Source organism: Vogesella sp. XCS3 (assembly GCF_020616155.1).
Taxonomy (GTDB): domain Bacteria; phylum Pseudomonadota; class Gammaproteobacteria; order Burkholderiales; family Chromobacteriaceae; genus Vogesella.
On the sequence record NZ_CP085530.1, the window covers coordinates 154,431 to 168,186 of the forward strand.

16 protein-coding genes are annotated in these 13,756 nt (G+C 60.5%); 9 read left to right on the plus strand and 7 right to left on the minus strand.

From position 1 onward, the window contains the following. Positions 1 to 57: 57 nt before the first annotated feature. From fliL to LCH97_RS00835, 9 genes are all read left to right on the plus strand, one after another. On the plus strand, positions 58 to 627 hold the full coding sequence (gene fliL / locus LCH97_RS00795; RefSeq protein WP_227302934.1) for a flagellar basal body-associated protein FliL: 570 nt from the start codon (positions 58 to 60) through the stop codon (positions 625 to 627). A gap of 6 nt (positions 628 to 633) precedes the next feature. Next, entirely contained in the window at positions 634 to 1,644 is a 1,011-nt protein-coding gene (fliM, locus tag LCH97_RS00800) for a flagellar motor switch protein FliM (protein ID WP_147685645.1), read from the plus strand. Next, positions 1,637 to 2,095 (plus strand): flagellar motor switch protein FliN, encoded by a 459-nt coding sequence (gene fliN / locus LCH97_RS00805; RefSeq protein WP_017508829.1) that lies wholly within the window; start codon positions 1,637 to 1,639, stop codon positions 2,093 to 2,095. The genes fliM and fliN overlap by 8 nt, the downstream gene beginning before the upstream one ends. After that, a complete protein-coding gene (fliO, locus tag LCH97_RS00810) occupies positions 2,092 to 2,523 on the plus strand; it encodes a flagellar biosynthetic protein FliO (protein WP_227302935.1) in 432 nt (143 codons plus the stop codon). The genes fliN and fliO overlap by 4 nt, the downstream gene beginning before the upstream one ends. Further along, the gene (gene fliP / locus LCH97_RS00815; RefSeq protein ID WP_227302936.1) at positions 2,520 to 3,263 is read left to right on the plus strand and encodes a flagellar type III secretion system pore protein FliP; all 744 of its coding nucleotides are present in this window, start codon (positions 2,520 to 2,522) and stop codon (positions 3,261 to 3,263) included. Before fliO ends, fliP begins: the two co-directional genes overlap by 4 nt. An 8-nt stretch (positions 3,264 to 3,271) precedes the next feature. Further along, positions 3,272 to 3,541, plus strand: coding sequence for a flagellar biosynthesis protein FliQ (gene fliQ / locus LCH97_RS00820; RefSeq protein ID WP_017508832.1), 270 nt, complete (start codon positions 3,272 to 3,274; stop codon positions 3,539 to 3,541). A 3-nt stretch (positions 3,542 to 3,544) separates the two neighbouring features. Beyond that, on the plus strand, positions 3,545 to 4,321 hold the full coding sequence (gene fliR / locus LCH97_RS00825; protein ID WP_227302937.1) for a flagellar biosynthetic protein FliR: 777 nt from the start codon (positions 3,545 to 3,547) through the stop codon (positions 4,319 to 4,321). A gap of 79 nt (positions 4,322 to 4,400) precedes the next feature. Then, positions 4,401 to 5,126 (plus strand): YebC/PmpR family DNA-binding transcriptional regulator, encoded by a 726-nt coding sequence (locus LCH97_RS00830; RefSeq protein ID WP_017508834.1) that lies wholly within the window; start codon positions 4,401 to 4,403, stop codon positions 5,124 to 5,126. Further along, entirely contained in the window at positions 5,126 to 5,896 is a 771-nt protein-coding gene (locus LCH97_RS00835; protein ID WP_227302938.1) for an ABC transporter substrate-binding protein, read from the plus strand. The genes LCH97_RS00830 and LCH97_RS00835 overlap by 1 nt, the downstream gene beginning before the upstream one ends. A 53-nt stretch (positions 5,897 to 5,949) precedes the next feature. Here the strand turns inward: LCH97_RS00835 and LCH97_RS00840 are convergent, their stop codons facing one another. From LCH97_RS00840 to LCH97_RS00870, 7 genes are all read right to left on the minus strand, one after another. Next, positions 5,950 to 6,864 carry a glutaminase gene (locus tag LCH97_RS00840; protein WP_227302939.1) on the minus strand — a complete coding sequence of 305 codons (915 nt, stop codon included), beginning with the start codon at positions 6,862 to 6,864 and terminating at the stop codon, positions 5,950 to 5,952. Between the two features lie 113 nt (positions 6,865 to 6,977). Beyond that, positions 6,978 to 7,631 (minus strand): HD domain-containing protein, encoded by a 654-nt coding sequence (locus LCH97_RS00845; RefSeq protein ID WP_227302940.1) that lies wholly within the window; start codon positions 7,629 to 7,631, stop codon positions 6,978 to 6,980. A 117-nt stretch (positions 7,632 to 7,748) separates the two neighbouring features. Further along, positions 7,749 to 8,609 carry a flagellar motor stator protein MotA gene (gene motA / locus LCH97_RS00850; protein WP_227302941.1) on the minus strand — a complete coding sequence of 287 codons (861 nt, stop codon included), beginning with the start codon at positions 8,607 to 8,609 and terminating at the stop codon, positions 7,749 to 7,751. 88 nt (positions 8,610 to 8,697) lie between these two features. Continuing rightward, positions 8,698 to 9,093 (minus strand): alternative ribosome rescue aminoacyl-tRNA hydrolase ArfB, encoded by a 396-nt coding sequence (gene arfB, locus LCH97_RS00855; protein WP_227302942.1) that lies wholly within the window; start codon positions 9,091 to 9,093, stop codon positions 8,698 to 8,700. Between the two features lie 57 nt (positions 9,094 to 9,150). Further along, positions 9,151 to 10,320, minus strand: a complete 1,170-nt coding sequence (locus LCH97_RS00860; RefSeq protein WP_227302943.1) for a GGDEF domain-containing protein — start codon at positions 10,318 to 10,320, stop codon at positions 9,151 to 9,153. A 1-nt stretch (position 10,321) separates the two neighbouring features. Continuing rightward, complete coding sequence (locus LCH97_RS00865) at positions 10,322 to 11,707, minus strand: FAD-binding oxidoreductase (protein WP_227302944.1); 1,386 nt, start codon at positions 11,705 to 11,707, stop codon at positions 10,322 to 10,324. A 150-nt stretch (positions 11,708 to 11,857) separates the two neighbouring features. Next, positions 11,858 to 13,636 (minus strand): ABC transporter ATP-binding protein/permease, encoded by a 1,779-nt coding sequence (locus LCH97_RS00870; protein WP_227302945.1) that lies wholly within the window; start codon positions 13,634 to 13,636, stop codon positions 11,858 to 11,860. Positions 13,637 to 13,756: the final 120 nt, after the last annotated feature.

The window sequence follows — 13,756 nt, forward strand, 5'->3', positions numbered from 1 at the left end:
GGCCCGGAAATGAGGAAAATACGCTTTAACAATTTCCTCATGACGAGTTAAACCCAAATGGCTGAAAAAGAGAAAAAAGAAGACCCGAAAGCAGCAGCTGCAGGGGCACCGGCACCTGCCGGTGGCAATAAAAAGCTGATGATTATCGTGATTGTTCTTTTGGTTCTGGTGCTGGCTGCCGTTGGTGGTTTGGGTGCCTACTTGTTCCTGGGCCAGAAACATGCAGCCGAAGCGGCCGCAGCTGGCGGTGCGCATGGCGCAGCAGCGGCCGAGCAAGAAGCTCCCAAGAAAAAAGAGAAAAAAGAAGGCCCGCCGATTTTCGAGAAAGTTGAACCCTTCGTGGTCAACCTGTCTGGCGGCCCTACTGCGCCAATGTTGCAGCTGGAAATGCAGGCCGAGTTGCTGGACGAACACGCCAAGACCAACTTCAAGGCATACATGCCCAAGATTCGTAGCGCCGTGATTCTGCTGCTCTCCTCCAAAACCGAAGAAGACGTCGCCTCCGCCGAGGGTAAGGTGAAGCTGCGCGCGCAGATCAAACGCATCATGAACGAGTCCATGGATGCGGCCGAAGAAGAGCCGGTGGACAGCGTCCTGTTTACTTCTTTCATTATCCAGCAGCAGTAATACCGTATGGCTGATGAAATCCTGTCCCAGGAAGAGGTAGACGCGCTATTACGAGGCGTTACCGGGGAAGAGGACGACGAAAGTGGTGGTGCGGACAGTGGCGCGGTCCGGTCGTATGATATCGGCCGGCAAGAGCGTATTGTCCGTGGCCGCATGCCAACGCTCGAGATCATCAACGAGCGTTTTGCGCGTAACCTGCGCATCGGTTTCTTCAACTTTATCCGCCGTAATGCCGAGATTTCGGTCGGCCCGGTCCGGGTGCAGAAGTACAGCGAATTCATACGTAACCTGGTGGTGCCTACCAACCTGAACCTGGTTCACATCAAGCCGCTGCGCGGTACCGGCTTGCTGATTTTTGACCCGGATCTGGTGTTTCTGGTGGTAGATAACCTGTTTGGTAGTGACGGCCGCTTCCACGTGCGGGTAGAGGGGCGTGACTTTACGCCTACCGAGCAACGCATCATCCAGAAAATGCTGGAAGTGGTGTTTACCGAATACCAGAAAGCCTGGGAGCCGGTATACCCGATCGAGTTTTCCTATCTGCGTTCCGAGATGAACACCCAGTTCGCCAACATCGCCACGCCGACCGAGGTGGTGGTCGCGGTGACGTTCCATATCGAGCTGGGTGCGGGTGGCGGCGATTTTCACGTTTGCCTGCCATACTCGATGGTAGAGCCGCTGCGTGACATCCTGGCCAGTACCATGCAGGCTGACCGAACCGAGGTGGATAACCGCTGGGTCAACCTGATGCAGCGCCAGGTGCAGGCTGCCGAGGTCGAGCTGGTGGCTACACTGGCAACCGCCAAGATCAGCCTGGGCCAGATCCTGAACCTGAAAGAAGGGGATGTGGTCATGGTGGATATACCGGAAAAAATTGTCGCAGACGTGTCGGGTATCCCTGTGCTGGAGTGCAGCTATGGCACGGTTACCGGTAACTACGCACTGAAAGTAGATGCAATCCTGGCCGGCGCGCACGATCTGGCCGACCTGCCAAATGGAGAGAACGAAGATGGCTGAAGAACAAGCCTTTGACCCGGATTCTATTGCTGGTGCTGTAGACGATAGCAGTGACGCAGGTGTCATGGACGACTGGGCGGCCGCTATGGCCGAGCAGGAAGTGGCGGAAAGTGCAGCTGCTGCCGAGGTAAAGACCGCCAGCTCGCTGTTCCAGGATTTCTCCGGCGCCACCGGTGCGCAGTCGGTACCGCAGAATCTGGACATGATTCTGGATATTCCGGTACAGCTTACGGTCGAGCTGGGGCGTACCAAGATTGCGATCCGCAACCTGCTGCAACTGGCGCAAGGCTCGGTGGTGGAGCTGGACGGCCTGGCCGGTGAGCCCATGGACGTGCTGGTAAACGGTTGCCTGATTGCACAGGGCGAGGTGGTGGTGGTGAACGACCGCTTCGGTATCCGCCTCACCGATATCATTACGCCTGCCGAGCGTATTCGCCGCCTGCAAAAATGAAACTGAAATCTACGCTGTGCGTTTTGCTAGCCAGCCCGGCCTGGGCGGCCCCTCCGGTAGAGGGGCCTTCGCCTTTCTGGAGCATGGTGCAGATGGTGTTTGGCCTGCTGCTGGTGCTGGGGCTAATTTTTGCTGCGGCCTGGCTGTTCCGCCGCTTTACCATGGGCAGCATGCTGGGGCGCTTTCAGCCCGCTCGCGTGGTGAGCGGGGTCATGGTGGGCCCGCATGAACGCGTGGTGATTGTCGAGCTGGGGGGCGAGTGGCTGGTATTGGGCGTTACTTCCCGCAGTGTCAACCTGCTGAAAACCATGGATAAACCGCCGCAGGCCGATGCGGCCAACGTGGCGGCTGTTACGCCGCCATTTGCACAATGGTTGGCCGCAGCCATAGAAAAAAGCCGTAAGCGCCAAGGGGGCGAGGGCGAATGAAAAGAAAGTTCTGGCTGGCGATGCTGCTGTCGCTGGTATTGCCGGTAAGCGCGTGGGCAGCAGGCCTGCCCATGATGAACAGCACCCCAGCGCCGGGCGGTGGGCAAAACTATTCGCTCAGCCTGCAGATGCTGTTGTTCATGACGGGCTTGGGCTTTATCCCCGCCATGACGCTGATGATGACGGCGTTCACGCGCATCGTGATCGTGCTGTCGCTGCTGCGCCAGGCTCTGGGTACCATGCAGTCGCCACCGAACCAGGTACTGATCGGCCTGGCATTGTTCCTGACCATCTTCGTGATGACCCCCACGCTGGACCAGGTTTATAACAAAGCCTGGGTGCCGCTGTCGGAAGACCGCATCAGCTTCCAGCAGGCAGCCGAAGAGGCCGCCACCCCGATGAAGGCGTTCATGCTGTCGCAGACGCGCGAGAAAGATTTGCAGTTCTTTATCGAGATATCGCAGTCACCCGCGCCGGCCAGCAAGGCTGATGTGTCACTGAAAACCCTGGTGCCGGCTTTTGTGGTCAGCGAGCTGAAAACGGCTTTCCAGATCGGCTTTATGGTCTTTATCCCGTTTCTGATTATCGACCTGGTGGTGGCCAGCATCCTGATGGCCATGGGTATGATGATGGTGTCGCCGGTCATTATTTCCCTGCCGTTCAAGATGATGCTGTTCGTGCTGGTAGACGGCTGGGCACTGGTAATGGGCTCGCTGGTACAGAGCTTTGCCGCCAAGTAGGAGCTGACATGACCCCTGAAACCGTCATTAACCTGGTGCAAAACGCGCTGTTTGTGCTGATTCTGGTATCGGCGCCGCCGCTTGCGGTGTCGCTGCTGGTGGGTTTGCTGGTCAGCATCCTGCAAGCGGCTACCCAGATCAACGAAATGACGCTGACTTTCATCCCCAAGCTACTGGCCATGTTTCTGGTGCTGGTGCTGGCCGGGCCGTGGATGATGACTACCCTGCTGGACTACATGACACGCCTGTTCCAGAGCATTCCCAGCGTTATCGGCTAAGGCATGATCAGTTTCAGCGATGCCCAGATCAATGCGCTGCTGGCGTATTTCCTGTGGCCATTTGCCCGCATTGTGGGCCTGATGCTGGCCGACCCGCTGCTATCGTCCAAAAGCATACCGCGCCGCTACAAGGCCGGTTTTGCCATGTTTCTCACCATCTTGCTGGCGCCGGTGCTGCCGCCCATGCCCGAGGTGTCGGTGGTGTCGGCCCAGGGTACGCTGATCGTGATCCAGCAGCTACTGATTGGCGTTAGCATCGGGCTGGTGATGCGTATCGTGCTGACCGGTGTGGAAATGGCCGGTTTTCTGATGGGTAGCCAGATGGGGCTGGGCTTTGCCATGTTTTTTGACCCGCAGCATTCTGCCCAGGTGCCGGCAGTATCCCGCGTGCTCAGCGTGTTTGCTACCCTGATATTCCTGACTTTTGACGGCCATCAGGTCTTGATTGCCACCCTGGCGGAAAGCTTCCGTCTGATGCCGGTGGGCGCGCCATTTCCGGCGACTTCGCTGTATAGCCTGGCGGTATGGGGGGGCAAGCTGTTCGAGTGGGGGCTGTGGCTGTCACTGCCTGTGGTCGGCACGCTCTTGGTGGTGAACCTGGCCATCGGGGTGATGACGCGCGCGGCGCCGCAGTTCAACGTGTTCTCTTTTGGCTTTCCCGTGACACTGTTTATCGGCTTTGTGGCGCTATACCTGTCGCTGCCACTGATGGAGCCGGCTTTGTCGCAGCTTTACCGCGAGTCATTCGACTTTATTGCAGCGTTGCTGAAGGCGCGCTAGCTTTTTGCTAGAATCCCGCACTGAAAATTTTTGCGGCTTGCCGGTGGCAGGCTGCCAACACACTGAAACCGAGGCTTTTATGGCTGGCCACAGTAAATGGGCGAATATCAAGCACAAGAAGGAACGCGCTGACGCCAAGCGCGGCAAAATCTTTACCCGTCTGATCAAGGAAATCACCGTTGCCGCCAAAATGGGCGGTGCCGATATTGATTCCAACCCGCGCCTGCGTCTGGCGGTGGACAAGGCCTGGGATGCCAACATGCCCAAGGACAACATCCAGCGCGCCATCGACCGTGGTGCCGGCACGCTGGAAGGCGTGGATTACCTGGAATGCCGTTACGAAGGGTACGGTATCGGCGGCGCTGCCGTGATGGTGGACTGCCTGACCGACAACAAAACCCGTACCGTGGCCGACGTGCGCCATGCTTTCTCCAAGTACGGCGGCAATATGGGTACGGATGGCTGCGTGGCTTTCCAGTTTACCCACTGCGGTTACCTGGTGTTTGCACCGGGTACTGACGAAGACGCGTTGATGGAAAAAGCACTGGAGGTCGGTGCCGACGACGTAGTCAGCAACGACGACGGCTCGCTGGAGGTAATTACCCCGCCGTACGAGTTCACCCGTATCAAGGGCGAGCTGGAAGCCGCAGGCTTCAAGTCCGAAATGGGCGAAGTGACCATGCGCCCGCAAAACGAAAGCGTGCTGGCCGGTGACGACGCTGTGCGTATGCAGAAGCTGCTGGACGCGCTGGAAGACCTGGACGACGTGCAAGAGGTGTATACCTCCGCCGTACTGGAAGATTGATGCCGTTAGTGCGTCTGGCCAAGGCCTGCTTCATAGCAGGCTTTTTCTTTTTGCTTGCCCACGCCGGCTTGGCCGCTGCCGAGCCGCTGCGCATGTATTGCAGCGAGCACACCGTACCCAAGCACTTTGCCGAGCATGGCCGCCCCGCTGGTTATGGCGTGGCCTTGGGCCTGGCGATCCTGAAACAGGCAGGCATTGAGGCCGAAGCGCATTGCATGCCGTGGGCGCGCGCCATCCAGGAGGTGGCAGCTGGCAAGGGCATCATGGCACCGGTGTTTTCCAAAACACCGGAACGCGAGCAGCAGCTGCTGTTCTCGCAGAAAGTCATGGATGACCCGGTGGTACTGGTACAGGCTGCGGCACGGCCGTTTGCCTTTCGCCACCCCACTGATCTGGCCGGGCGCAGGGTGGGGACCACCCGTGCTTCGCGCTTTACCGATGCGTTTAACGCAGCCATGCCATCCATGCAAATCAACGAGGATGGTGGCCCACAGCAGCGTTTGCAGATGCTGGTTGTCGGCCGTCTGGACGTCGCGGTGATCGCCGGCGGGGTGCACGCAGTACGCTATAACGCGCGCCAGGCGGGTATTGCTATCGAACAGCTGCGTATTGTCAGCTTGCCCGTCATGCTGGACCCGAACTTTTTTGCCGTATCGCGGCATTTTCCTGACGCTGGTGGCTTGGTAGCACGCCTGAATACCACCATCGCCAGAATGCGCCAGGATCGCAGCCTTAACCGCTTGCTGGCCGAGTTCCAGGCGCAGTACTAGGCCTGGCAAGGTTGGCCGCAGGCAGCGTGCTGCCGCGTAGCGGCCAACCCGGCTCAGAACACCGACTGGCCGCTACGGGTGGTGAAGCGGTCCAGCGCCTCCAGCCCGGCCAGCGAGTTGCCGCGCGTGTCCAGCCCCGGGCTCCACACTGCAATGCTCATCTTGCCCGGCAGGATGGCCAGAATGCCGCCGCCGACGCCGCTCTTGCAGGGCAAGCCGACGCGGTAGGCAAACTCGCCGGCGGCATCGTAGGTGCCACAGGTCAGCATAATGGCGTTCACCTGCTTGGCCTGGCTGCGGCTGAGCCGCTGTTGGCCGCTGACCGGCGAGGCGCCGTGGTTGGCCAGAAACAGGCCGGCGCGCGCCAGCTCGCGTACCGACATGCGCAGGCTGCAGGCGCGGAAGTAGTGCGCCAGCACCTGGTCTACCGGGTTGCGGATATTGCCGCAGCTCTTCATGAAATGTGCCAGCGCCGCATTGCGGTGGCCGTGTTCGGCTTCCGACGACGCAATCACGTAGTCGAAATCCAGCGCCTCTTCGCCGCTTTCCTCTCGCAGGAAGGAACGCAGCGCCGCGCTGCTGTCACCCTGCTGGCCGATGGCGATATCGGTTACCACCAGAGCCCCCGCGTTGATGAAGGGGTTGCGCGGAATGCCGTGCTCGTACTCCAGCTGCACCAGCGAGTTGAACGGGTTGCCGGAAGGCTCTTTACCTACGCGTTGCCATAGCGATTCGCCGCTCTGTGCCAGCGTGTGCGCCAGCATGAAGGCCTTGGAAATGCTCTGGATGGAAAAGCGCTTGTCGGCGAGGCCGGTATGGAAGTGCTGGCCGTCCAGGGTAGAAACCGCCATGGCAAACTGCGTGGCGCTTTCTCCGGCCAGCGCCGGGATGTAGTCCGCCGGCTTGCCGGCCGACAGATAAGGGGCGATATCGCGGGCGATATCGTCGATCAGTTGCTGAATGTCCATTTTTATCACGGGTGTTGTGGTGGAGAAGGTGGCGCGGGTGGTCTTTGCCACCCTGCTGCCAGGGCCTGCCGCCAGGGTTGGCCGCAGGCTGCCGCGGGTGTAACCGCGTGCATTCAGGGCTGCTTGGAACCCCACTCCGCCAGAAAAGTTGCGCGGAATTGCATAATCCAGGCTAGGCGCTGTTCGCCCAGCGCGCGGCCAGCCTCGGTCTGCATGGTTGCCGGCAGTGTGGCCAGCTTCACGGTAATGTGGTCCAGCGCATAGCGGCGGTCATCCAGCGGGCGCTGCTGTGCCTGCGGGTCGTCCGAGTGCGCCAGCTGGCTGTCCATCTTGCCGGCGGTGTAAAACAGCCGCGCCAGGCCGACAGCCCCCAGTGCATCCAGCCGGTCGGCATCCTGCACGATTTGCGCCTCCAGCGTTTGCGGCGTGATGGCCGCAGAAAAGCTGTGCGCCTCGATGGCGTGGCTGACTGCGGCCAACTTGTCGGCGGGAAAGCCGGCAGCGGCCAACGCCTGGCTGGCCAGTGCGGCAGCCTGGCGCGAAGCTAGGTGGCGTTCCGGGTGGTTCTTGGGCAGGTTCACCAGGTCGTGCAGGTAGCAGGCCGCCATCACCACCAGCGCATCGGCTTGGGGGTAGCTGTGCAGCAGCTGGCTGGCGCTTTGCCATACGCGCTGCAAGTGGGCCAGGTCGTGGGCGCCATCGTTGTCGGCATGGCGTGTGGCCAGGTCGCGGCAGACGGCCTGCCAGTGGGGTAGAGCGTGCGTCATGGTGTGGCTTTCCGGTAAAGGCCGCCCATTTAAAAAGCCGGCGGGCAGCCTGTCAATGCGCGGCCTGGTGAAAAAACAAAAGCGCCCCGCAGGGCGCTTTTCTCGGCATGAAGCAGGTTATTTCTTGCCTTTGATGCTTTCTTCCAGCTCCTGGAAGGTGGGGCGTTCGGTGGAGTACAGCACCTTGCGGCCAAATTCCACTGCAGTTTGCGGGGCGTAACCCTGCATGCTGGCCAGCAGCACGGTCTTGATGCACTGGAACTCTTTGGAGCTTTCGTCCAGCTTTTGCTCCAGCAGGGTACCCAGCGGCGCCACGATACCGTAGGCCAGCAAAATACCCAGGAAGGTACCCACCAGTGCCGAGCCGATCATGCCGCCCAGTACCGCAGGTGGCTGGCCTACCGAGCCCATGGTGTTCACCACACCCAGCACCGCGGCCACAATACCGAAGGCCGGCAGGGCGTCACCCAGGCGGGTAATCGCCGCGGCGGGGGAGTGGCCTTCGTGGTGATGGGTTTCGATTTCGATGTCCATCAGGTTTTCGATTTCCATGGCGTTCAGGTTGCCGGACACCATGATACGCAGGTAGTCGGTAATGAAGTCCATCACGTGGTGGTCGTGGGCAATGGCTTCGTACTTGGAGAACACCGCGCTGCTATGCGGGTCTTCGATGTCTTTTTCCACCGACATCAGGCCTTCCTTGCGGATCTTGACCAGAATCTCGAACAGCATGCCCAGCAAGTCCATATAGCGGGCCTTGGTATAAGGCGAGCCTTTGAACAGCGTAGGCAGGGCGCCTTTTACCGCCTTGAGTGTTTTGCCCTGGTTGGACACCACAAAGGCACCAATGGCACCGCCCAGAATGGCCATCAGTTCGGTAGGCAGTGCATGGACAATCACCATGATGTCACCGCCGTGAATGATGTAGGCGCCAAAAATGCAAATCAGCGCAATTGCGTAACCGATACCAACGTTCATGAGCCTGCGTTCCCCTAAGTGTGCAAGGCGTGGATGTGAGTGAATTTAAGGACAGATACGGCCGGATTACCAGCCGCAGTGCAACATGTCAGTAGTCTACTTTCCCGCGCATGGCCTTGATGCTACCGCGATTGCATTTACCTGCCAACCGGCGCTGCTGGCTGCCCCAGGTGGGTTTGGTGGCTTTGCGCGCTTTTATCGTGATGTTGGCCGCATCGAGCATGGCCTGCAGGCGCTGCAGTGCATCATGGCGGTTTTGCTCCTGGGTGCGGTACTGCTGCGCCTTGATGATGATTACGCCGTCTTTGCTGATGCGCTGGTCGCTGCTGGCCAGCAGTTTGTCTTTCAGGCTGTCCGGCAGGCGCGAAGCACGAATGTCAAAGCGCAAATGGATGGCGGACGACACCTTGTTCACGTTTTGCCCACCCGCCCCCTGGGCGCGTATGGCGGTAAAGGTCACGTCATCCGGGTGGAGCTGGGCCAAGTCATTCTTCCTGCGGCAAAAGTCAGGCGGCAGTGTAGTGCCTGCCGTGCCTGGCGGCTAGCGTGACGTGCGCTGTTGTCGGCGCTCGGCAAAGGGCAGCTGTCTGTCGCTGCTGCGTTCGCGTTTTTTCAGGTACATGGCGTTATCCGCTTGCTCGATCAGGGCTTCCAGCTGGCTATGGGCGCTGATCGGGCAATAACCGATGCTGGCACTGACCGAGACGATAGCGCCGGATGGCAGGGCGATAGGGCGGCTTAGCGCATAGTCCAGCTCGTCAATGGTGTGGCGGATCGCCTGACTGCTGTCCCGGCACAGTGCCACGATGAACTCGTCGCCACCAAAACGGCAGCATACGTCTTGCTGCTGCAGGGTGGTCAGCAGCCGTTCTGCCGTGATTTGCAGCACCATATCGCCCGCTTTGTGGCCGTGCTGATCGTTGATGGGTTTGAAGCGGTCCAGGTCGATTTCCAGCAAGGCCTTGTCGCCAGGCCCGGCCGCCTGTTCCAGCAGCTGGCTGATATGGCGTATTCCCGCCCGCCGGTTGAACAAGCCGGTCAGCAGGTCCCGGTCTGCCATATGCTGCATTTCGCGGTGGCTGCTGGCGAGCTGGCGCATGGCTTGCTCGGCACGCTGCCGTGACTTTTTCAGCAAGTAGAGGTTGTTATCGTGGCGTTTTGCCTGCTTGCACATGATGCGGCCTACGGCCAGGCACAGTAGTAGGCTGATGGTGACGTTTTCTGTCACGGTAGCCACGGCCAAGGCGGGCAGCTTGAACAGCTGCAGTGAGGCAATCGCAATGAGCCAGTTACCGACCGAGGCCACACAGAGCAGGGAAAAGCGCGAAGTGGTGGCAATCAGCATCAGGTCGACGATGGCAAAGCCCTGGGTCATGGATAAATAGCTGATACCGATACGATCGAGCTCGTAGCCGAACCACACCACGGTGGCGGGGTAGAGCAGGCCGCCACCGACATGGAATACATTGCCCCACCTCCTGGCGTTGCGGCCATGCATCAGCATGAGTGCACCAAAAGCCCAGCAGATGCCGGCGACACGTGGCACCAGAATGCTCTGCCAGTGCGCCGGATGCTGTACGTACTCTACGCACAGCATCAGCGTAAAGATGCTACCTACCAGTAGTGCGGCAGTGCGCCTGGCGGGCAGGGCGTGCTGATCTTGCCGCGCGTGGTAGTACGCCGTGCGGTAGGGTTTGTCCGGCCGTGCCATGCTAGCGGCTGAATATTTTCCCGGGGTTCAGCAGTTGTGCCGGGTCTAGCGCCAGCTTGATGGCGCGCATCATGGCGATGCCATGGGTGCCGGCTTCTGCTGCCAGGTATGGCTGTTTGCCAATGCCGATGCCGTGCTCGCCGGTGCAGGTGCCTTCCATGCCCTGTGCGCGCTGTATCAGGCGGTGATTGACGGCCTTGGCCTGTGTCATGGCAGCCTCGTCGCCGGGCTGTACCAGCAGCATCAGGTGAAAGTTGCCGTCGCCAACGTGGCCGAATAGCGGCGCTTGCATGCCCTCGTGCCGCAGGTCGGCGTAGGTGGCTTCAATGCACTCGCTCAGGCGTGATATCGGTACGCATACGTCGGTGGCCACGCAGCGGCTGCCAGGTTGCAGCTGCAAGCCGGCAAAGTAGGCGTTATGGCGCGCCTGCCACAGCTTGTTGCGCTCTTCGTCGCGCGTGGCCCAGGCAAAGCCGCCGCCGCCGTTGGCCGCGGCCAGCTCGCCCACCATGGCGGCTTGTTCTGCCACGCTGGCGGCGGTGCCGTGGAACTCCAGAAACAGCGTAGGGCGCTCGGGATAGTCGGTGCGGCTATGGCGGTTCACCGCCTGCATGGTCAGCGCGTCCAGCATCTCGGCGCGGGCTAGCGGTATGCCGCACTGTATGCTCTGGATCACGGTATCCACGGCACCGGTGACGCTGTCGAAATTGACCACCGCGGCCGACATGGCCTCCGGCATGCCGTACAGGCGCACGGTGACTTCGGTAATGATCGCCAGCGTGCCTTCCGAACCCACCAGCAGGCGGGTCAGGTCATAGCCGGCAGACGACTTGCGTGCCCGCGTGCCGGTGTGGACTACCTCGCCGCTGGCCAGCACGGCTGTGAGCGCCAGTACGTTTTCGCGCATGGTGCCGTAGCGCACGGCGTTGGTGCCGCTGGCCCGCGTCGCGGTCATGCCGCCCAGCGTGGCATCGGCACCGGGGTCTATCGGAAAGAACAGCCCGCTGTGGCGTAACTCACGGTTCAACTGCATGCGTGTCACGCCGGCTTCTACCGTGGCGGTGAGGTCGGCTTCGTGAATGGCCACTATGCGGTTCATCTGCGACAAGTCGATGCAGATGCCACCGTGCACGGCCAGGGTGTGGCCTTCTACCGAGCTGCCGGCACCGTAGGGGACCATGGGCACACCGTACTGGCTGCACAGACAGGCAATGGCGCTGACTTCAGCGGTGCTGTGTGGCCACACCACGGCATCGGGCAGGGCATCCGGATGGCAGGATTCGTCGTGGCCGTGGTGGGCGCGCATGGCCTCGCTGGTGGACAGGCGCTCGCCCAGCAGGGCGTGCAGCGCTGCCAGTAATGGCTCGCATGGGGAGGCGGTGGTCATGGGTGTCTCGCGAAGGGCGGATGCGGAATTATCACCCACAATGAATAATGTGACAGTATTTATATATAACGCTTACGTAACAACGCGCGTATCTGTTGTGAAACCCGCAAGCCGCCCCACCGCGAGACGGCTTGCGTAGCAATAACGGGGCTATTGCAGCAGCCAGCGCCCTTCGCCTTGCAGCTGTAACTGATGGCTATGGTGTACCAGCAGGGTGCTGCGGTGACCGACGCTGACCAGTACCGTGTCCGGCAGCTGGCTGCGTACCAGCCGGTACAGTGCGTCTTCCAGGCCTTCATCCATGGCCGAGGTGGCCTCATCCAGGAATGCCACTTTCGGTGCGGCCAACAGCAGGCGGCCAAACGCCAGGCGTTGTTGCTCGCCCAGCGACAAGATGCGGCTCCAGTCTGCCTCTTCGTCCAGCCGGCTGGCCAGGTGGCCCAGCTGTACCGCTTGCAAGGTGCGCTGGATACGGTCGGCGTCGGCAACGGCGGCCTGCGGGTAGCTCAGTGCATCGCGCAGGCTGCCTAGCGGCAGGTAAGGCTTTTGCGACAGGAACAGCACGCTGTCCAGCGGGTAGCCGATATTGCCCTGGCAATACGGCCACAGGCCGGCAATGGCGCGTAGCAAGGTGGTTTTACCACTGCCGGACGGGCCGCGTATCAGCAGCGCATTACCCGCTGCCAGGCTAAGGCTCAGGCCGCTTAGCAAGGGGCGGCCATCCGGTGTAGTGACGTCCAGCTGGCCAAGCTGCAGGCCGCTGCTTTGCGGCTGCGTGTGGGCGCAGGGCAGGGCATCGCTGGCTTCGGCGGCATCCAGAAAGCCGGTAAGACGATCCAGCACGGCCTTGTACTGGGCAAAGTCGTCATAAGCACGGCGGAAGAAAGACAGATTGTCTTGCAGCTGCCCGAAAGCCTGCGCGGTTTGCACCATGTCGCCCAGCGAGATCTGCTTGGAGAAGAATCGCGGCGCCTGGATGATGAACGGGAATACGGCGGCGGTCTGGCTGACAACAAAGTTGAAACCGGTGAATTTCAGGTTACGGAACAGGATGGCCCAGCTGTTATCGATAAGTCGGCCGAAGCGCTGGCGTAGCTGCGCGCCTTCGACAAGGTGGCCGCGATAAAAGGCAATGCTCTCGCTGTACTCGCGTAGCCGCACCAGTGCGTAGCGATAATCGGCACCCAGTTTTTCGTTAAGGAAGTTCAGGCGGATCAGCGGGCGGCCAATGCCAAAGGCAAACACCGTAGCGACGATCACGTACAGGTATACGGCAAACACCATGCCGCGCGGAATCTCCAGCCCGAATACCGCCAGTACACCGGACAGGCCCCACAGTATCAGGGTGAACTCGAAGGTGGACACCAGGGCGTCGATGACACCCATTGACAGCGACAGGCTGCTGCTGACAAAACTGGCGATGTCCTGCTGGATGCGCTGGTCCGGGTTATCTACCGGGTCGGCCAGGTGCTGGGTGCGGTAGAAAGTCTGCCCCTGCAGCCAGCGCGACAACATGCGCTCGTTCAGCCATTCGCGCCAGCGGATGACGAAAGCCTGCTGGATGTACACCTCGAACAGGCTGCGGCCAACGTGTACGCTGGCCAGCACGGCAAAAATCAGCATAGACGCCCAGAATAGCTTGGCATCCAGCTTTTGCAGCGAGGCGTACATTTCGTTGTACCAGTTGGAAAACAGCACATTCACCCGTACCCCCGCCAGCGTCACCAGTAGCACCAGCAGGATGGTGAGCAATGGCCGCCAGCCATTGTTAACCGGGCGGAAAAAGTCCCCTGCCAGGCGCAGAAACTGGCGCCCCCAGCGGCTAAAGCGGGTAGTGAGCCAGATGGCAATGCTGCTGACCAGCACCGTAATCAGCATGGCCTTGCCCAGCCAGATGCCGCTGGCCAATAGTTCGTTTCCCCAGTTCATTTTCTATGGCTCCTGTTGTAATTCTGCTTATGAAACAAGGCACTACGCCGTGCATGAAAGCTGCCTGCTAGGGGCTTGACGGCTTTGCTACAATAACGGTTCGTTACTTAACCGATACAG

Excerpts from the sequence above, each read along its gene's own strand:
- fliP (WP_227302936.1), top strand. The coding sequence starts at position 2,520 with ATGAAAAGAAAGTTCTGGCTGGCGATGCTGCTGTCGCTGGTATTGCCG.
- fliN (WP_017508829.1), top strand. The coding sequence starts at position 1,637 with ATGGCTGAAGAACAAGCCTTTGACCCGGATTCTATTGCTGGTGCTGTA.
- LCH97_RS00870 (WP_227302945.1), bottom strand. The coding sequence starts at position 13,636 with ATGAACTGGGGAAACGAACTATTGGCCAGCGGCATCTGGCTGGGCAAG.
- LCH97_RS00845 (WP_227302940.1), bottom strand. The coding sequence starts at position 7,631 with ATGACGCACGCTCTACCCCACTGGCAGGCCGTCTGCCGCGACCTGGCC.
- LCH97_RS00840 (WP_227302939.1), bottom strand. The coding sequence starts at position 6,864 with ATGGACATTCAGCAACTGATCGACGATATCGCCCGCGATATCGCCCCT.
- fliQ (WP_017508832.1), top strand. The coding sequence starts at position 3,272 with ATGACCCCTGAAACCGTCATTAACCTGGTGCAAAACGCGCTGTTTGTG.
- fliL (WP_227302934.1), top strand. The coding sequence starts at position 58 with ATGGCTGAAAAAGAGAAAAAAGAAGACCCGAAAGCAGCAGCTGCAGGG.
- LCH97_RS00835 (WP_227302938.1), top strand. The coding sequence starts at position 5,126 with ATGCCGTTAGTGCGTCTGGCCAAGGCCTGCTTCATAGCAGGCTTTTTC.
- motA (WP_227302941.1), bottom strand. The coding sequence starts at position 8,609 with ATGAACGTTGGTATCGGTTACGCAATTGCGCTGATTTGCATTTTTGGC.
- fliO (WP_227302935.1), top strand. The coding sequence starts at position 2,092 with ATGAAACTGAAATCTACGCTGTGCGTTTTGCTAGCCAGCCCGGCCTGG.
- LCH97_RS00865 (WP_227302944.1), bottom strand. The coding sequence starts at position 11,707 with ATGACCACCGCCTCCCCATGCGAGCCATTACTGGCAGCGCTGCACGCC.
- LCH97_RS00860 (WP_227302943.1), bottom strand. The coding sequence starts at position 10,320 with ATGGCACGGCCGGACAAACCCTACCGCACGGCGTACTACCACGCGCGG.
- LCH97_RS00830 (WP_017508834.1), top strand. The coding sequence starts at position 4,401 with ATGGCTGGCCACAGTAAATGGGCGAATATCAAGCACAAGAAGGAACGC.
- fliM (WP_147685645.1), top strand. The coding sequence starts at position 634 with ATGGCTGATGAAATCCTGTCCCAGGAAGAGGTAGACGCGCTATTACGA.
- fliR (WP_227302937.1), top strand. The coding sequence starts at position 3,545 with ATGATCAGTTTCAGCGATGCCCAGATCAATGCGCTGCTGGCGTATTTC.